Origin of the sequence: Streptomyces sp. YGL11-2, from assembly GCF_050054615.1 — a bacterium.
In the GTDB taxonomy this organism is placed as follows: domain Bacteria; phylum Actinomycetota; class Actinomycetes; order Streptomycetales; family Streptomycetaceae; genus Streptomyces.
The window spans coordinates 70,341-87,967 of record NZ_JBNHIN010000028.1 but is presented as its reverse complement, the minus strand read 5'-3'; the positions used below and the strand labels follow the sequence as shown (position 1 = coordinate 87,967).

Sequence of the window (17,627 nt, the reverse complement as noted above, 5' to 3'; positions counted from 1 at the left end):
CAGTTGGCCGCTGCCAGCAGTCCGAGGATACGCCGCGCGGTCTCGGCGTCCCGTGCCGCGGTGAAGGGGAGCGCGTTGCCGCCGGCTATGCGGAACGGTCGGCCGGCGACGGTGCCGCTGGCGCCGCCCGCTTCATGGACGAGCAGCAGTCCGGCGGCGTGGTCCCAGGCGTTTTCCCAGCTGAAGGCGGTGGCGTCGATCCGGCCCTGGGCTATGTGGAGGTATTCCAGGCCGGCGGAGCCGCAGGGGCGGGGGGCGATGCCTCCGGTGTCCAGGGCGGCCAGGACGCGCTTCTGGTCGTCGTCGGTGAAGTCGTGGTGGGAGGTGGCGACTTCGAGGTCGGCGCCGGCGGCGGGGTGGCCGGCGATGAGCCGTTCGCCGTTCAGCCAGGCGCCGGCGCCGCGGCGGGCGGTGGCCATCAGGCCGAGGGCGGGCGCGTACGTCCAGGAGGCGAGCAGTTCGCCGCGGTGGGCGAGGGTGACGAGGGTGGNCCCCCCCCCCCTCCCCCCCCCCCGCGGCGGGCGGTGGCCATCAGGCCGAGGGCGGGCGCGTACGTCCAGGAGGCGAGCAGTTCGCCGCGGTGGGCGAGGGTGACGAGGGTGGCGAAGCCGGGGTCGCCGTGGACGAACTGGCGGGTGCCGTCGACGGGGTCGACGATCCATACGGGGGCATCGCCGCGCAGCGCGTCGAGGACGGTGGGGTCGGCGTGCACCGCTTCCTCGCCGACGACGCGGGAGCCGGGCAGCAGGGCCGTCAGGGCGGCGGTGAGCTGCTCCTCGGCGCGGCGGTCGGCGGTGGTGACGAGGTCGTGCGGGCCGTTCTTCTCGACGATGTCGTCGGCGGCGAGCTGCCGGAAACGCGGCATGATCTCGTCGGCGGCGGCCTGGCGGATGGCGTCCTCGACGGCGGCCAGGTCCAGTGCGGAGAGGTCCGGCGACGGGGTCACCGGGGCCGCGGGGGTCGTCGTGAGGTCTTCGGTGATATTCGTGGTATCTCCCGAATCTTGGGTACGAAATGCTTCGATCATGCGTCCATCGAACCACGAGCCACTGACACGGCGGCTGGACTGCGGGTGAACTCCCGATGCCGCGGAGGGCACGGGCGGGTGCTGCCGGGAGGGCGGCGGCCGGTCGCGGACCCGCCGACCGCCCCTTCTCCGGCCGCCCCGCCCCGCCGGCGCGGGCGGGGCGGGGCGGCCGGCGGGCCGGTGTCAGCGCCCCACCGCGTATCCCTGCATGCCGCGCGGGTTCGCCGCCGCCGACAGCACCCCGGTCCCGGGGTCGCGGGCGACCGCGCACAGCCGCCCCTCCGACCAGGCGGCCCCGACGGTGACGTCGTGCCCGCGCCGCCGCAGCTCCTCGACGACCCCGGTGCCGATGCGGGACTCGACGGTGACGCTGCCCGGCCGCATCCCGCGCGGGAAGAAGGAGCCGGGGAAGGAGTCCTGGTGCCAGTTCGGGGCGTCGATGGCGCCCTGGAGGTCGGGGCCGCCGCGGACTTCCGGGCGCAGCACCGCGGCGAGGAAGAAGTGCAGCTGCCACTGGTCCTGCTGGTCGCCGCCGGGCGTGCCGAAGGCCATGACGGGGACGCCGTCGCGCAGGGCGAGGGACGGGGTGAGGGTGGTGCGGGGGCGGCGCCCGGGGGTGAGGGTGTTGGGCAGGCCCTCTTCCAGCCAGGCCATCTGGAGCCGGGTGCCGAGCGGGAAGCCGAGCGCGGGGACGACGGGGTTGGACTGGAGCCAGCCGCCGGAGGGGGTAGCGGAGACCAGGTTGCCCCAGCGGTCGGCGACGTCGAGGTGGCAGGTGTCGCCGCGGGTGGTGCCGTCCGGGTCGACGGGGGGCGCGGTGGCGGACGGCACGCCGCGGGCCACGGTCGGCTCCCCCGCCCCGCTCCCCGAGATGCCCAGCGGGTCGAATCCGCCCGCCCCCGAGGCCACCGCCAGGGCGTGCTTGCCGAGCCGGGGCGGGCGCCCGTCCGGGCTGCCGGGCCGCAGCGCGTACGAGGCGTGGTCGTCGACGAGCTTGCGGCGCTCGGCGTTGTAGTCGACGCCGAGCAGGGCGGGCAGCGGCACCTCGGCGGCGTCGCCGTACCACGCCTCGCGGTCGGCCATCGCGAGTTTGCTGCCCTCGATGAGCAGGTGGACGTATTCGGGGCTGCCGTAGGCGGGCAACTCGTCGGGGAGCAGGGCGAGTTGCTGGAGGAAGGCGGGGCCCTGGGACCAGCCGCCGGCCTTGGCGACGGTCCAGCCGTGCCAGTCGTAGGTCACCGGGTCCTCGTAGGTGGCGGAGTAGGCGGCCAGGTCGTCGCCGGTGAGGGTGCCTGCGTGGCGTTCGCCCGAGGTGTCCAGGGCGGGGCGGGCCGCGAAGTCGGCGAGTGCCTCGCCGATGAAGCCCTCGCGCCAGATGCGGCGGGCGGCGTCGAGCTGTGCCTCGCGGTCCGCCGACGCGGCCCGCGCCTCGGTGATCAGGCGGCGCCAGGTGGCCGCCAGCGGGCGGTTGGTGAGCAGTCCGCCGGGGGCCACGGACCTGCCGCCGGGGAGGTAGATCTCGGCGGACGAGGTCCACTCGGTGGTGAACAGCTCCCGGACGGTCTCCACGGTCTCCCCTATCCGCTCCACGGCGGGGTGGCCGTGCTCGGCGTAGCCGATGGCGTACCGCAGGACCTCGGCCAGGGTTTTGGTGCCGTGGTCGCGGAGCAGCAGCATCCACGCGTCGAAGGCGCCGGGGACGGCGGCGGCGAGCGGCCCGGTGCCAGGCACCAGGTCGAGGCCGAGGGCGGTGTAGTGGGCGACGCTCGCCCCGGCGGGGGCCGGGCCCTGGCCGCAGAGCACCCGCACCGGCTCGCCGGCGGGCGCCAGGATGATGGGCACCTCGCCCGCCGGCCCGTTCAGGTGCGGCTCGACGACGTGCAGCACGAATCCGGCGGCGACGGCGGCGTCGAAGGCGTTGCCGCCGTCCTCCAGGACGGCCATCGCGGTCTGGGAGGCCAGCCAGTGGGTGCTGGCGGCCATCCCGAAGGTGCCTTGGAGGGTGGGGCGGGTGGTGAACACGGGGCCTCCTTGCCGTCGGTGGATCGGTGTGCTCCGCCTGCGTCGGGGGTTCGCAGGGGTGTACGGATCACCCGTACCCGCCCCGCATGGCCCTGCACCGCACCGCGCTCCCCCGCCACACCGACGGCGCCCGCTGGGACGGCGTCGCGCTCGCGGTGGGCGGGCGTCGGGCCGGTCGGGCCGGAGCTGCGCTGCGAGACGGGCAGCGGGCGGCGGGCGGCGGCGGTGCAGGGCGCGGACGTCATGCTGCCGGCGCGCCGGCGGGCGACGCGCCGCGGGGTGCACTACGCGCGCACGGGGCGGTATGTCTCGCCGCTGCCCCCGCGCTGCGCGCCGGTACGGCCCGCGCGTATCGGGAGGCGTGCCCGGACGACGACGCGGCCTGGTGCGCCCGCTGGGCCCACCACGTCGCCGGCCTGCTGCGGGGGTGCCCCAACGGGCCGCTGCACGAAGGGAATTGGCTGCTGCGGCCCGGGATGCGCTCCCCGAGGGCGGCCGGCCCCGGGTGCTGCGCCCGCACCGCGCGGACGAGGGCCCGGCGGCCACCCTGGCCGCCTGGGGGCACCGCCAAGCGGTAGCTGGGGGAACGTCCTGCGGGCGTACGAGGAGCGCGTCGCCGGGCTGGAGCGGCGGCGGGACGGCGGCGCCCCGCTCGCGCCCCTGAAGATCGCCGCGGCGGGCCGGCGCCTGGACGTGGAGCTGCGGGGGCTGCTCCCCGGCTCCGGTCTCACCCGCGGCCGGCCGCTCCCCGGAGGCGCCGCCGCCCGGGACGCTCCCTCGGCTACCGCTGGGGGCGCCCCCAGCCCGACGGCACGCGCCGGGCCGGCACCCCGATGTCACCCGCTGACGCCCCGAAACCCGGTCGCCGCGCCCCGCCTCCTTCCGTACGCTCGCGCCATGACCAGCACGGAGGAGCCGGCGGCGACCGGCCGGCCGCAGCACCGTCCGCTCGTCGCGATCCTGAGCGGCGCCGGGATCTCCACCGACTCCGGGATCCCCGACTACCGCGGCCCCAACGGGCTGTGGCGGCGCGACCCGGATGCCGAGAAGCTGGTCACCTACGACGTGTACATGGCCGATCCGGAGATCCGGCGGCGCTCGTGGCGGATGCGCCAGGAGAGCCAGGCTCTCGGGGCCCGGCCCAATGCCGCGCACGAGGCGGTGGCCGCGCTGGCCCGGTCCGGGACGCCGGTGCGGGTGATCACCCAGAACGTGGACGGGCTGCACCAGCTCGCCGGGCTGCCCGAGCGCAAGGTCCTGGAGCTGCACGGCACCGCACGCGCCGTCACCTGCACCCGCTGCCATGCCCGTTCGCCGATGGCGCAGGCCCTGGAGCGGGTGGCGGCGGGCGATCCGGATCCGGCGTGCCTGGTGTGCGGCGGGATCCTGAAGTCGGCGACGGTGATGTTCGGTGAGCGGCTGGATCCGCAGGTGCTCGGTACGGCGCTGGGCGTGGCGAAGGCGGCCGAGGTCTTCGTGGCGGTCGGTACGACGCTCCAGGTGCAGCCGGCCGCCTCGCTCGCCGGGGTGGCCGCGGAGCACGGCGCGCGGCTGATCATCGTCAATGCCGAGCCGACGCCGTACGACGCTCTGGCCGCCGAGGTGATCCGCGAGCCGATCGGGACCGCGCTGCCCCGTCTGCTGGGGCGGTTCGGCTGAGAGCGGGCGGCCGGGCCGGGTGGGCCGGGGATCGGCGCGGGCGGGTCCGCCGGCCCCCCGGCCCCGGCCCCCGGCGGCTCAGAAGGCCGTGTGCGCGAACCAGTGGTCGAGCACGGCCGGGTCGCCCGAGACCTCGAAGGCGGCCTCCTGGTAGGTCCGCCGCCCGTAAAGCAGCAGCAGGAGGTCCGCCGCCTGCCCCCGTACGACGGCGTCCGGCTCGGACGGCACGTGGTCGGCTGCGGCCAGCGGAAGCAGACGGAAGCCGTCCGGCTCCAGCCGCACCCGCCACTCCTCGCCGGTCCCGCCGTCCAGACCTGTACACCGGAAGGCGAGGATCTCGCCGGTGCCGTGCAGTTTCGCCACGCCGGGGGCGAAGAGTCCCGCGTAGGGCAGGTTGACGAGGAATTCGTCCACCCCGTCCGCCGCCAGCACGGCGTCGACGTCCGGCTCCCGGCCGACGGCGAGCTCCGCGTCCACCCGGTGCACCAGCGTTTCGTACAGCATCCGGCGGGCCCAGAACCGTGCGTGCCGGTCCTCGCCCCAGACCCACATCGCCGCCCCCGGATCCGTGTCGCGCAGCACGCCGGCCACGCCCGGGACGCCCGCGGCCACCCAGCCGGCATACTCCTCGGCGCGTTCCGGCAGCCCCAGCTCCACATCGCGGCTGCGCGGCGGCTCCTGCACCCGCTGGGTCAGCAGCGTGCTGAACCAGCGCTGGAGCGCTCCCACATGGCGGGCGAGTTCGGCCAGCGTCCAGTCCGGGCAAGAGGGCACGGCGGTCGCCGGGTCGGCGCCGCCGGCCACCTCGGCGAAGCGCAGGGTCTCCCGCTCGATCGCCTGCCGGTAGGTGCCGTACGGCAAGGGGTGCCCCGGCCGGCTCGTCGTCTCCATCAGCTGCCGCCTTTCCGTCCGCAGCGCGGATCGTCTCCCGGTCAGTGTGGCGGCTGGAGTCCACTCCAAGGCAAATCCGGCCGCCGCGGCCGTTACGGTGGTGACGCGGATCCGGATTTACCCGGATCCGGGCCGACAAGAATCCGGCACCGGTCCGGGTGACGGTGCCGACGAAGCGGAGAGTGCGCGGTGCACGGCGAGTACAAGGTCCCCGGCGGCAAGCTGGTGGTCGTCGATCTGGACGTCGAGGACGCGTCTGTGCGCAACGTCCGCGTCGCCGGGGACTTCTTCCTGGAGCCCGACGAGGCTCTCCTGCGGATCAACTCCGCGCTGGAGGGCGCCCCGGCCGACACCGACACCGCCGGGCTCACCGCCCGTATCGACGCCGCGCTCCCCGAGTCGGCGGTGCTGTTCGGCTTCACCAGTGAGAGCGTCGCCGTCGCGGTGCGCCGCGCCCTCGCCCGGGCCGCCGACTGGGGCGACTACGACTGGCAGCTCATCCACGCCGCTCCCCAGCCCCCGGCGCTGCACATGGCACTGGACGAGGTCATCACCGCGGAGGTGGCGGCCGGCCGCCGGCCGCCCACACTGCGCGTCTGGGAATGGGACTCGCCGGCCGTCATCATCGGCAGCTTCCAGTCGCTGCGCAACGAGGTCGACACCGCGGGCGCGGCCCGCCACGGCGTCACCGTGGTCCGCCGGATCTCCGGCGGCGGAGCGATGTTCGCGGAGCCGCCGAGCACCATCACCTACTCCCTGTCCGTCCCCGAGGCACTGGTCTCCGGACTCTCCTTCGCGGACTCCTACGCCTATCTCGACGACTGGGTCCTGGCCGCCCTCGGCGACCTGGGAATCAGGGCGTGGTACCAGCCGCTCAACGACATCGCCACCGAGCTGGGGAAGGTGGCCGGCGCCGCGCAGAAGCGGATGGTCGGACCGGAGGGCGGGCCCGGTGCGGTGCTGCACCACGTGACCATGTCCTACGACATCGACGCCGACAAGATGGTCGAGGTGCTGCGGATCGGCAGGGAGAAGCTCTCCGACAAGGGCACGAGGAGCGCGAAGAAGCGCGTCGACCCGCTGCGCCGTCAGACCGGACTCCCCCGCGAAGCGGTCATCGAGAAGATGATCGACTCCTTCCGGTCGCGCTACGGCCTCACCCGCGGGGCCGTCACCGCCCAGGAGATGGCCCGCGCCCAGGAGCTCGTACGCACCAAGTTCGCGAACGAGGAGTGGACCACGCGCATCCCGTGACCGGTACCGCGGTCCGTGCGGGCCGCGGTGCCGCGCGGAGCGGGACCGGACCGGCACCCGGCAGGGGCCTTGCGCACGGCGCGGGCCGCCGGCCGCCTCGGCGCGGCAACTCGCCCCGTACCGGCACCCGTTCAGTCGGCGAACGCGGGAAGTCCCTCCGCTCGCCGGATGTCGTTCACCCGATGGCCTGCCCGCCCCCGCGCGTGCGCGTGCGGGCCGGCGTGCCCCCGGCGATCCTGAGGACATGGCGGATGGCGGGAACACCGACGACCGGGCGGGCGATGAGGGTCGACAGCGGCCGGAGCAGCCGGGTGGCAATTACGCGGGTGCGATCTACGGCTCTCTGCTGGCCGCGTCCGTCGTGGCCGGGACCGCCACGTTCGGTCCGTTCCCCCGGCTCGGGCTCCTTCTGCTGCTGCTCATCACCGGCCTGGTGTTCTGGGCGGCGCACGTCTACGCCCTCCTCGTCGGCGACCTGCTGTCGTACCGGCACCTGACGTGGGCCACGATCCGGCGCGTGGCGGGGCATGAGTGGCCGATCGTCCAGGCGGCGGTGCTGCCGGCCGTCGCCGTGGCGGTAAGTCCGCTGCTGCGGTTGGGCCTTGAGGGCACCGCGTGGTTCGCGCTGTCCGTCGCCGTGGCCGAACAGATCGGCTGGGCGAGCACGGCCGCGGTCCGCGCCGGCGCCTCGCTGCGCGTGGTGGTGGTCTCCGGCGCCGTCAACCTGGTGCTCGGCCTGGTCATCGTGCTCGCCAAGGCGCAGTTGCACTGAGCCCGTCGGGCGAGGAGAGCCGGGTGAGCGGGATGCGCCGATCCTGGACGCAGTGGGCGGGTCGGCGCACTCCACACGGCCTCGCCCGCATCGCCGAGTGGCGCGTCAGGTCCGGCGTCCGGACCGACTGCGCGCCGGCCGTCGGGCGACGGGGACGCCGCGCCCGCCGCCGTCATGCCTCCAGCATCAGTTGCAGCAGCTCGCGCAGGGTCTCGCGCTGCCGCGCGGTGAGCGGGGCCAGGGGGTCGGCGGCGAAGGGCATGCGTGCGCGGAGATCGGCGGCGACGGTGCGGCCGGCGGCGGTGGCGGCGACCCGCTTGACGCGACGGTCGCCCGGGTCGGGGCTGCGCTCGACCAGGCCGCTGGACTCCAGCCGGTCGATGATCACGGTCACGTTGGACGGCTCCGCGTGCAGCCGGTCGGCGATGCGGCGCATCGGAACCGGGCCCTCGGCGGCGAGCAACGCCTTGGCCTGGAGCGGGGTCAGGTCGTGGGGCGTCGCGGCGGCCTCGGACTCCTGGCTGTAGCGACGGTTGATGGCCGCGAAGAGGCCGACGATCTCCCTGGTGAGCTCATCCGGTGGGTTGGACATGACGCCCAGCGTACCCATGTGCTTGACAGCCTCAAATATCCGTGCGCATAGTTATGAAACATATTAGTTATCTGCCATAAGTAAGTTGGGAGCACGAGGATGACCACCAAGACCGCCCTGATCACCGGCACCTCCTCCGGCATCGGCCTGGCCGCCGCCGTCGCCGCCGCACGAAGCGGATGGCACGTGATCGCCACCATGCGCGACACCACCAAGGCGGGCGCACTGCTGGCGGCGGCCGAGGAAGCCGGAGTCGCCTTCGACGTCCGGGCCCTGGACGTGACCGACCCGGCCTCGGTCGAGGCATGCCTGGCCGGCCTCGACCGGCTGGACGCGCTCGTCAACAACGCCGGCGCGGGCCACGTCGGCACCCTGGAACAGGAGAGCGTCGAGGACGTACGCGCCGTCATGGAGGTCAACTTCTTCGGCGTGCTGCACGTCACGAAGGCCGCCCTGCCCCTGCTGCGGGCGGCCAAGGGTCGCGTGCTGACCGTGACCAGCGTCGGCGGAGTGATCGGCCAGCCCTTCAACGAGGCATACTGCGCCGCCAAGTTCGCGGTCGAGGGCTTCATGGAATCCCTCGCTCCGGTCGCGGCCACGACCGGCGTGCACGTCAGTGTGGTCGAGCCGGGTGCGGTGGCCAGCGAGTTCGTCAGCAACGTGGGCCTCCCGGACAACGCACTGCAGCAGGCCGGACCGTACGCGCCGGCCCTGTCCGCCTACCTGGACCGCACCCGCGGCGCCTTCGCCCACGCGCAAACGCCGCAGGACGTGGCAACGCAGATCGTCGACCTGCTCACCGCCGAGCGGCCGGCCTTCCGGGTGCTCACCTCCGACACCGCGCGCGCCTTCGCCGCGACGAAGCTCCAGGACCTCGACGGCTCGGCCGTGCAGACGCTGACCAGCGGCTGGGTCGCCTAGGGCCTGCCTGATGTGTCAGGGCCGGGCGCCCCCACCCAAACCGGCTACAGAGCGTGCTCATTGGCTCACTCCTTTCCGCATACCTGCCGGCCGACCGGGGCAGGGAAGAGCCCGGGAGCAGCGGGGTTCGGCCCGCAGCAGGGAGGAAGCGGCATGCCTATGGGTACTGACGTCCGGCACGCGGTGGTGATCGGGGCAGGCATGGCGGGCCTCGCGGCCGCCCGAGTCCTGGCCGACGGCTTCGAGATCGTCACCGTCATCGAACGCGACACGCTTCCGAGCGCGTCCGCGCCCAGGGCGGGGGTGCCGCAGGGGCACCACGTCCATGGCCTTCTGGCCCTCGGTGCCGAGGTGTTCGAGGGGTACTTCCCCGGACTGCGGGCCGAGCTGGAACAGGCGGGCGCGCCGGTGTGGGACTGGGGCGAGGACCTGTGCGCGGTGCTGCCCAACGGCACCCCGCCGCCCACACCGATGGGCATGCCGATCCAGACCTTCTCCCGGCCTCTCCTGGAGCATGTTCTGCGCCGACGGGTCTCGGCGTTGGAGCCCGTCACCCTGCGGGACGGACTGACCGTCACCGGCCTGCGCACGACCGGTCCCGGCAGGGTCACCGGGGTGCGGGTCAAGAACGGCGACGGCGAGGACGAGATCGCCGCGGACCTCGTGGTGGACGCCTCGGGCCGCTCCTCCCACCTGCCGCAGTGGCTGGCCGCCCTCGGCCTGCCCAGCCCCCGCACGACGACCGTCGACGCACAGGTCGGTTACGCCTCACGCACCTACTCCTACCCGGAAGGACAGTCCCCGCCCTCGTGGAAGGGCGTGCTGGAACCCCTGCGGGCCCCCGACTTCCGCAAGGGCTCCTACGCGATCCAGATCGAGAACAACGCGCTCCACGTCACCCTGCACGGAGCCGGCGGAACCCAACTGCCGCGCGGCGACGACGACTTCCTCGCCTTCGCCAAAACCCTGCGCGGCCCCATCGCCGACACCATCGCCTCCCTCGCCCCCGTCTCCCCCGTGCGCCGGTACGCCCGTACGGTCAACCGCAAGACCGCCTACCACCGCCTGGCCCGTTGGCCCGACGGACTGATCGCCCTGGGGGACTCGGTCTGCACCTTCAATCCCGCCTACGGTCAGGGCATGACCGTCGCCGCCCTGGAGGCCCGCCTCCTGGAGCGGATGCTCCGCGGCCGGCGCACCGGCGCCCCCTTCGACGGGCAGGGTTTCCAGAAGCGGCTGGCCCGCGTCACAGCCTTCTCCTGGCTGATGGCAACCATCCCCGACCGCGCCTGGGAACGGTCGCGGCCCGCCCTGCCCGTCAAGGCCGGCAACTGGTTCATGAACCGGCTGATCGACACCGTCCCCCACGACCCGCGGGTCTACACGACCTTCTCCGGCCTCTTCCACATGCTCGCGGGACCCCTGACACTGGCCGACCCGCGCCTGTTGTCCCGCGTCCTGGTCGGCCCCCGCCCAGGCGGAAGCCCGCGCACGGCCACGCCCTGAACCGCGGCCGGCGGCGGACGCCCCCCCCCCCCGCCGCCGGCGGTCCCACCGGGCTCAGTGCCGCAGGGCGGGGATGACGCCCGCCCCGTACCCGTCGATGACCTTCTCCCGGGCGTCGTGCATGGCGTAGAGCGCGAACTGGTCGACGCCCAGCGCCTTCAACTCCCGCAGCTTGTCGATGTGTTGGGACTCGGTGCCGATGACGCAGAACCGGTCGACGATCTCGTCGGGGACGAAGGCGGTGTCGGGGTTGTCGGCACGGCCGTGATGGGCGTAGTCGTAGCCGTGGCGTTCCTTGATGTAGGCGGTGAGGGTCTCGGGTACGGCGCCGGAGTGCTCGCCGTACCTGGCGACGAGGTCCGCGACGTGGTTGCCGACCATGCCGCCGAACCAGCGGCACTGCTCGCGTGCGTGCGCGAGCGCGGCGGGCGAGGCGTCGTCGGTGAGGTAGGCGGGTGCGGCCACGCAGATCTTCACCGACGACGGGTCGCGGCCGGCGGCGGTCGCCGCCTCCCGTACCGCCTTCACCATCCACTGCGTCAGATACGGGTCGGCCAGCTGGAGGATGAAGCCGTCGGCCTGCCGACCGGTCAGGGCCAGCGCCTTCGGGCCGTATGCCGCCATCCATACGGGCAGGTGCCCGTTCCGCACCCAGGGGATCCGCAGCCTCCGGCCGTCCACCTCGGCCTCGCGGCCCTCCGCCAGGTCACGGATGACGTGGATCGCCTCGCCGAGCGTGGCCAGGGTGTTCGGCTTGCGGCCCGCGACCCGCATCGCCGAGTCGCCCCGGCCGATACCGCACACCGTGCGGTTACCGAACATATCGTTCAGCGTCGCGAAGGTCGACGCGGTCACCTCCCACGTGCGCGTACCGGGGTTCGTCACCATCGGCCCGACCGTCAACTCGGTCGTGTGCTCAAGGATTTGGCTGTAGATGACGAACGGCTCCTGCCAGAGCACCGCCGAGTCGAAGGTCCAGCCGTAGCGGAAGCCGTTGCGCTCGGCGCGACGCATCAGCTCGACGACGGCGGAGGCGGGCGGATCGGCCTGGAGGACGACTCCGAAGTCCACGGGTGCTCCTTACGCGGTGGGGTACGGGTGTGCCGGGTGCCGGCGGGCGGCTCAGAGCAGGTACTGGCAGGTGCCGCGCGGGATGTACTGTCCGTGCCCGGCGCGGCCGGTGAACTGCCGCCCGTCGATGACGAGTTCGCCGCGCGACAGGACCGTCTCGACGCGGCCGGTGAGCCGCCTGCCCTCGTAGGCGGAGTAGTCGACGTTCATGTGGTGGGTCTTCGCGGAGACGGTCTGCTCGGCGGTGGGGTCGTAGAGGACGAGGTCGGCGTCGGCGCCCGGGGCGATGGTGCCCTTCTTCGGGTAGAGGCCGAACATCCGGGCCGGTGCGGCGCAGGCGATCTCGATCCAGCGCCGGCGGCTGATGTGCCCGTCCACGACGGCCTGATGGAGCAGGTCCATGCGGTTCTCCACGCCGGGCATCCCGTTGGGGATCTTGGAGAAGTCGCCGCGGCCCAGCTCCTTCTGGCCGCGGAAGCAGAACGGGCAGTGGTCGGTGGAGACCACCTGGAGGTCGTTGGTGCGCAGTCCGCGCCAGAGCGCCGCCTGGTGCTCGCGGGGCCGCAGCGGGGTGGAGCAGACGTACTTGGCGCCCTCGAAGTCCGGCTCGGCGAGGTTGTCGGTGGACAGGAACAGATACTGCGGACAGGTCTCGCCGAAGACGTTGAGCCCCATCCGGCGCGCCCGGGCGATCTCGTCGACGGCCTGCTCGGCGGAGACGTGGACGACGTAGAGGGGTGCGCCGGCGACCCGGGCGAGCTGGATGGTGCGGTGGGTGGCCTCGGCTTCGAGGAGGACGTGGCGGACCTCGCCGTGGTAGCGCGGGTCGGTGTGGCCGGCGGCGAGCGCCTGCTCGACGAGGACGTCGATGGCGATGCCGTTCTCCGCGTGCATCATCACCAACCCGCCGTTGCCGGCGGCCCGTTGCATGGCGCGCAGGATCTGCCCGTCGTCGCTGTAGAAGACGCCGGGGTAGGCGGTGAACAGCTTGAAGGAGGTGACGCCCTCGGACACCAGGAGGTCCATCTCCTTGAGGGTGTGCTCGTTGACGTCGGAGAGGATCATGTGGAACGCGTAGTCGATGGCGCACTGGGCGTCGGACTTGGCGTGCCACTGGTCGAGGCCCGCGCGCAGGGAGTTGCCGCGGGACTGGACGGCGAAGTCGACGATGGTGGTGGTGCCGCCCCAGGCAGCGGCGCGGGTGCCGGTCTCGAAGGTGTCCGAGGCCGCGGTGCCGCCGAAGGGGAGTTCCATGTGGGTGTGCGCGTCGACGCCGCCCGGGATGACATATCTGCCGGTCGCGTCGAGGGTGCGGTCCGCCGATTCGGCCCAGCCGACGGCGGTCTGACTTCCGGATGCGGCGAGGGCGGCGATCCGGCCGTCCTCCACGAGGACGTCTGCGTGCATCTCGTCGGCGGCGGTGACGACCAGCCCGCCCTTGATGACCGTACGGCTCACCTATCCCATCTCCCTACCTGATGCCACGTCACAAGCTGGTCTACACCCGTAGATTCCGGTCGAGAAGGAGACACCGTAGAAGCATGTCACCCACCGTGGCAATACCGTGACGGTTAACGAGCCGGGACGACCGTGTTGCACCGACGATCAGCCGGGCGGTTCAACCCGGGGCCGGGGGTGGGCGGCGGCAGGGGTGCGGGCGCGGCCCGGTGGGCAGTAAAAAGACTCCGGACCCACAACTTCGAAAGTTATTACCGAATCACACCTTCACAATCAGCACCGAGGACGCCAGAAAGCGCACAAACGACGTCAGAAAGGCGATGTGCCATGGAGCAGAGCACACCGTGGGAGTTCTCCGACGACCGCGGGCGCCTGGTGGTGGCCGGAAACCGGCCGGACCGGATCGTTGCGTACATACAGGCGGGAGCGACGCTGTGGGATCACGGCATCCGCCCGGTGGGGATCTTCGGGTCCCAGCACGACGGGGCCGTGGCCGACCCGGCCAAGGGCGGTGAGCTGCCGCTCGTGGAGATCCCGTATCTGGGGTCGGGGGCCGCGCTGCACCCGGACACGCTCCTGGAGGCCCGGCCGGACCTCGTGGTGGCGGTGACCTACGACGGCGAGCAGGTCTACGGACTGGAGGGGAAGACCGCGCTGGAGCTGGAGACGCACGTCCCGGTGGCCACCGTCGCGGTGGGGCCCGGGCGCGGCCTCGCCGAGGTGCGGGAGCGCTTCGCGGCGCTCGCCGGGTCCCTGGGGCGCGGCGAACCACTCGCGATGGCACGGGAGTTGGACGCCGCCGAGGACGTGCTGCGGCAGGCGAGCGGCGGCCCGGTGCGACCGCGGGTGGTGGCGCTGTCGCCCGCCGGGCCGGAGCGGGTGCACCTGGCCCGGCCGGGTGCCTGGCCGGATCTTCGGGCGCTGGCCGAGCACGGGGTGGAGCTGCCGGAGCCGGCGGCCGGTTCCGGCGCGAACTGGTCGACGGTCGGCTGGGCGGAGGCCGCCGCACTGGCCCCGGACGTCGTCCTGATCGACGTACGGGTCAACGCCGCCCGCGTCGAGGCGCTGCGGAGCGACGAGCACTGGCGGGCGATCGAGGGCCGGGCCCGGCTGCTGCCGTGGAATCCGGAGGCCCCGGCGAGCCGCCGTGCGCACACCCGGTTCTTCACCGAAGTGGCCGAGGCGGTCCGCGGGGCCGCCGCCCGGAAGTAGGGCGGGACCTCCGCCGTGTTGCGGACGGTCCGTCAACTCGTGCCGGATGGTGGGGGTGTTGGCGGTGACCGGCGCCGTACCGCCGCTCGCGCTCCCCCTTGACGGCGACTGGAAACAAACCTAACTTTCACTCCCGTCCCACCCCCCTACCACGGGAGTCCGCCATGAAGCGACCGCCAACCCCCCGCATACGATGGGGAGTTGCCCTCGTCACCGGTGTCGCGCTGGCCGGCACCTGGACCGCCGCCGCCCAGGAGGCACCGTCCGGGACCGGACCGGCCGGCGCCCACCGGGCCACCGGGCACCGCGCGGCGCCGCTGTGGCGCGCCGACCCCGCCAAGGGCTCCGCCTCCTTCGAGGGCGTCGAGACCAAGCCGGGCTCGGTCACCGTCGTCGACGACCCGGCCGGGCAGCACGGCAGGTCCTTCGAGCTGCACACCTCGGGCGACAAGATCGACGGCCCCACCCGGGTACGGGTCGAGACCCGCGGGCACCGCACCGCCGGCGGACCGCTGCGCTTCTCCCAGGAGGGCGACGTCTTCTACATCGGCTGGCGCTCCCTGTGGGGGCCGCTGCCGACGAAGAAGGGCGACTGGGTGGTCCTGTGGCAGCTCAAGGACTACGGCTCGGGCGCCTCGACCCCGCCGCTGTCGCTGCGCGCCCGGGGTGACGGCACCGTCGACCTGGAGTACTGCGACCCCGGGTTGAAGACCACCCGGCTCTGGCACACCGGGCTGTCCCTGAAGACCTGGCACGACTTCGTCGTCGGGATCAGGATCTCCAAGAACCCCGCCGACGGCTGGGTCAGGCTCTGGCACGACGGCACCGCCCAGAAGCTGGCCGGCGGCACCGAGCAGTACCGGGCGGCGACCCTGCGCGCCGACTGGGTGACCGACAAGTGGGGCGTCTACCGCTCCGACGGAGTCCGGGGCCAGGCCACCGCCTGGCTCAACAGCCCGGCGGTGGGCCGCAGTTACCAGGACGTCGCACCCGGCCGCTGACCGGCCGCCGACGGACCGTGGGGCCGCCCCGGTCGCGTAACGGGACGGCCCCGCCGGGAGGACACCGGACTACCCGTCCCGCAGCCGCTCCTGGGCCCACCGCAGCGCGTCCGCGAGCAGCTCGGCGCCTTCCTCGGCCTCGGCGACGGTCAGCGACATCGGCGGCGCGATGCGCAGCACCGCGCCGCCCTGCCCGCCCTTGCCGACCAGGAGGCCGCGCTCCCGGGCCGCCTCCAGGACCAGCGTCGCCGCCTCGGGCGAGGGCTCGTCGGTCCCGGGGCGGACCAGCTCGACCCCGATCATCAGGCCCCGCCCCCGCACCTCGCGGACCACGTCGAGCCCGGCGGCCACCGCCCGCAGCCGCTCGATGAGCAGCCCGCCGACCCGCCGGGCGTTGCCCTGGAGGTCGTGTTCCAGGAGGTAGCCGAGGTTGGCCAGCCCCGCCGCCATGGTGACCGGGCTGCCGCCGAACGTCGAAATGGAGTTGGCGGACAGGGAGTTCATCACCTCGGCGCGGCCCACCACTCCGCCGATGGACATCCCGTTGCCGATGCCCTTGGCGAACGTGAGCAGGTCGGGCGAGCCGTTCTCGCCGTGCGCCTGCCAGCCCCAGAAGTGGTCGCCGGTGCGGCCCCAGCCGGTCTGCACCTCGTCGCTGATCCACAGGATCCCCTCGCGCGCCAGCACCTCGCGGAACGCCGCGTAGAGCCCGTCCGGCGGTGCGGTGAACCCGCCGACGCCCTGGACCGGTTCGGCGATCAGCGCGGCCACCCCGCCCGCGGTCTGCTGGAGCAGGTCCGTGAGGTCGGCGACGCAGGCCGCGATGTAGTCGGCGTCGCTCAGCTCGGCGAACGGGCCGCGGGAGCGCACGCCGCCGTGCACGTAGAGCGTCTGGAGCGGGGAGAGGCTGGTCGGCGACCAGCTCTGGTTGCCGGTGATGCCGACGGCGGAGAACGACCGGCCGTGGTAGCTGTTGCGCATCGCCAGGATCTGGTTGGAGCGGCGGTACGAGGTCGCCAGCAGCAGCGCGGTGTCGGTGGCCTCCGTACCGGAGGTGGTGAAGAAGACCCGCGCGTCGGGGATGCCGGAGAGCGCGGCGATCCGCTCCGCCAACTCGACCATGGGCCGGGAGAGATAGAGGGTCGAGGTGTGCAGGATCCGGCCGGCCTGCTCGCCGACCGCCTTGGTCACCTCGGGCAGCGCGTGCGCCGTCATGGTGGTGAGGATGCCGCCGAAGAAGTCGAGGTAGCGGTTGCCCTCGGCGTCCCAGACGTGCCGGCCCTCCCCGTGGGTGAGTTCGAGGGGCCGCTCGTAGTAGAGGGCGAGCCACTCGGGCAGGACGGCACGGTGGCGGGCGCGCAGCCCGGCGGGGTCGTGGGAGTGCTGGTTCACGGCTTCACCAGCCCGTCGTAGGCGTCGGGGCGGCGGTCGCGGTAGAACGCCCACTGCTGGCGCACCTCGTCGATCATCCCGAAGTCCAGGTCGCGGACGACCAGTTCCTCCTTGGTGTCGCTGGCGACGTTGCCGACGAACCGGCCGCGGGGGTCGACGAAGTAGCTGGTGCCGTAGAAGTCGTTGTCGCCGTACTCCTCGACGCCGACCCGGTTGATCGCCGCGATGAAGTACTCGTTGGCGACCGCGGCGGCCGGCTGCTCCAGCTTCCACAGGTACGCGGACAGGCCACGGGAGGTGGCCGACGGGTTGTAGACCAGCTGGGCGCCGTTGAGCCCCAACTGCCGCCAGCCCTCCGGGAAGTGGCGGTCGTAGCAGATGTAGACGCCTACCTTGCCGACGGCGGTGTCGAAGACCGGCCAGCCGGCGTTCCCCGGCTTGAAGTAGTACTTCTCCCAGAAGCCCTTCACCTGCGGGATGTGGTGCTTGCGGTAGCTGCCGAGCACCGTGCCGTCGGCGTCGATGACGGCCGCGGTGTTGTAGTAGAAACCGGACTGCTCGACCTCGAAGACCGGCACCACGATCACCATGCCGGTCTCGCGGGCCAGCTGCTGCATCCGGCGGACGGTCGGGCCGTCGGGCACCGGCTCGGCCCAGCGGTAGTGCTCCGGCTCCTGGACCTGGCAGAAGTACGGGGCGTTGAAGACCTCCTGGAAACCGATCACCTTCGCGCCCTGCGCAGCCGCCGCTCTGGCGTACTCCTCATGCTTCGCGATCATCGATTCGGTGTCGCCGGTCCAGGTCGCCTGGACCAGTGCGGCACGCACAACATCGGCCATGAGCTGCTCC

At 73.2% G+C, this 17,627-nt stretch carries 15 protein-coding genes and 1 pseudogene; 8 read left to right on the top strand and 8 right to left on the bottom strand.

What is annotated here, in order from left to right:
* Positions 1–8: 8 nt before the first annotated feature.
* Both ACO1BR_RS27880 and ACO1BR_RS27875 read right to left on the bottom strand, forming a co-directional pair.
* Positions 9–1,027: pseudogene (locus ACO1BR_RS27880) on the bottom strand (inositol monophosphatase family protein); the annotation flags it as partial.
* A gap of 183 nt (positions 1,028–1,210) precedes the next feature.
* Positions 1,211–3,049 carry a gamma-glutamyltransferase family protein gene (locus ACO1BR_RS27875; RefSeq protein ID WP_426797862.1) on the bottom strand — a complete coding sequence of 613 codons (1,839 nt, stop codon included), beginning with the start codon at positions 3,047–3,049 and terminating at the stop codon, positions 1,211–1,213.
* Positions 3,050–3,135: 86 nt separating this feature from the next.
* Between ACO1BR_RS27875 and ACO1BR_RS27870 the strand changes: the two genes are divergently transcribed.
* Both ACO1BR_RS27870 and ACO1BR_RS27865 read left to right on the top strand, forming a co-directional pair.
* Positions 3,136–3,627 carry a hypothetical protein gene (locus ACO1BR_RS27870; RefSeq protein WP_426797861.1) on the top strand — a complete coding sequence of 164 codons (492 nt, stop codon included), beginning with the start codon at positions 3,136–3,138 and terminating at the stop codon, positions 3,625–3,627.
* A gap of 319 nt (positions 3,628–3,946) precedes the next feature.
* The gene (locus tag ACO1BR_RS27865) at positions 3,947–4,708 is read left to right on the top strand and encodes an SIR2 family NAD-dependent protein deacylase (protein ID WP_426797860.1); all 762 of its coding nucleotides are present in this window, start codon (positions 3,947–3,949) and stop codon (positions 4,706–4,708) included.
* A 78-nt stretch (positions 4,709–4,786) separates the two neighbouring features.
* On the opposite strand, the gene ACO1BR_RS27860 is transcribed toward ACO1BR_RS27865, so the two are convergent.
* Entirely contained in the window at positions 4,787–5,599 is an 813-nt protein-coding gene (locus tag ACO1BR_RS27860) for a maleylpyruvate isomerase family mycothiol-dependent enzyme (protein ID WP_426797859.1), read from the bottom strand.
* 189 nt (positions 5,600–5,788) lie between these two features.
* Here ACO1BR_RS27860 and ACO1BR_RS27855 point away from each other — a divergent pair, with 189 nt between their 5' ends.
* Positions 5,789–6,853, top strand: coding sequence for a lipoate--protein ligase family protein (locus ACO1BR_RS27855; RefSeq protein ID WP_426797858.1), 1,065 nt, complete (start codon positions 5,789–5,791; stop codon positions 6,851–6,853).
* Between the two features lie 244 nt (positions 6,854–7,097).
* Complete coding sequence (locus ACO1BR_RS27850; protein ID WP_426797857.1) at positions 7,098–7,625, top strand: hypothetical protein; 528 nt, start codon at positions 7,098–7,100, stop codon at positions 7,623–7,625.
* A 172-nt stretch (positions 7,626–7,797) separates the two neighbouring features.
* Here ACO1BR_RS27850 and ACO1BR_RS27845 read toward each other — a convergent pair whose 3' ends face one another.
* Positions 7,798–8,217: a MarR family winged helix-turn-helix transcriptional regulator gene (locus ACO1BR_RS27845; RefSeq protein ID WP_426797856.1), complete on the bottom strand. Its 420-nt coding sequence runs from the start codon at positions 8,215–8,217 to the stop codon at positions 7,798–7,800.
* Between the two features lie 99 nt (positions 8,218–8,316).
* Here ACO1BR_RS27845 and ACO1BR_RS27840 point away from each other — a divergent pair, with 99 nt between their 5' ends.
* Positions 8,317–9,138, top strand: a complete 822-nt coding sequence (locus ACO1BR_RS27840; protein WP_426797855.1) for an SDR family oxidoreductase — start codon at positions 8,317–8,319, stop codon at positions 9,136–9,138.
* 153 nt (positions 9,139–9,291) lie between these two features.
* Positions 9,292–10,644 carry an NAD(P)/FAD-dependent oxidoreductase gene (locus tag ACO1BR_RS27835; protein WP_426797854.1) on the top strand — a complete coding sequence of 451 codons (1,353 nt, stop codon included), beginning with the start codon at positions 9,292–9,294 and terminating at the stop codon, positions 10,642–10,644.
* A gap of 54 nt (positions 10,645–10,698) precedes the next feature.
* Here ACO1BR_RS27835 and ACO1BR_RS27830 read toward each other — a convergent pair whose 3' ends face one another.
* Both ACO1BR_RS27830 and hydA read right to left on the bottom strand, forming a co-directional pair.
* Complete coding sequence (locus ACO1BR_RS27830; RefSeq protein WP_426797853.1) at positions 10,699–11,715, bottom strand: TIGR03842 family LLM class F420-dependent oxidoreductase; 1,017 nt, start codon at positions 11,713–11,715, stop codon at positions 10,699–10,701.
* A gap of 51 nt (positions 11,716–11,766) precedes the next feature.
* Positions 11,767–13,173 carry a dihydropyrimidinase gene (gene hydA, locus ACO1BR_RS27825; RefSeq protein ID WP_426797852.1) on the bottom strand — a complete coding sequence of 469 codons (1,407 nt, stop codon included), beginning with the start codon at positions 13,171–13,173 and terminating at the stop codon, positions 11,767–11,769.
* Between the two features lie 327 nt (positions 13,174–13,500).
* Here hydA and ACO1BR_RS27820 point away from each other — a divergent pair, with 327 nt between their 5' ends.
* On the top strand, positions 13,501–14,385 hold the full coding sequence (locus ACO1BR_RS27820) for an ABC transporter substrate-binding protein (RefSeq protein ID WP_426797851.1): 885 nt from the start codon (positions 13,501–13,503) through the stop codon (positions 14,383–14,385).
* Positions 14,386–14,549: 164 nt separating this feature from the next.
* Positions 14,550–15,386, top strand: coding sequence for a heparin lyase I family protein (locus tag ACO1BR_RS27815; RefSeq protein ID WP_426797850.1), 837 nt, complete (start codon positions 14,550–14,552; stop codon positions 15,384–15,386).
* A gap of 69 nt (positions 15,387–15,455) precedes the next feature.
* Here ACO1BR_RS27815 and ACO1BR_RS27810 read toward each other — a convergent pair whose 3' ends face one another.
* Complete coding sequence (locus tag ACO1BR_RS27810) at positions 15,456–16,778, bottom strand: aspartate aminotransferase family protein (protein WP_426797849.1); 1,323 nt, start codon at positions 16,776–16,778, stop codon at positions 15,456–15,458.
* Complete coding sequence (locus tag ACO1BR_RS27805) at positions 16,775–17,617, bottom strand: nitrilase-related carbon-nitrogen hydrolase (protein ID WP_426797848.1); 843 nt, start codon at positions 17,615–17,617, stop codon at positions 16,775–16,777. Before ACO1BR_RS27805 ends, ACO1BR_RS27810 begins: the two co-directional genes overlap by 4 nt.
* Positions 17,618–17,627: the final 10 nt, after the last annotated feature.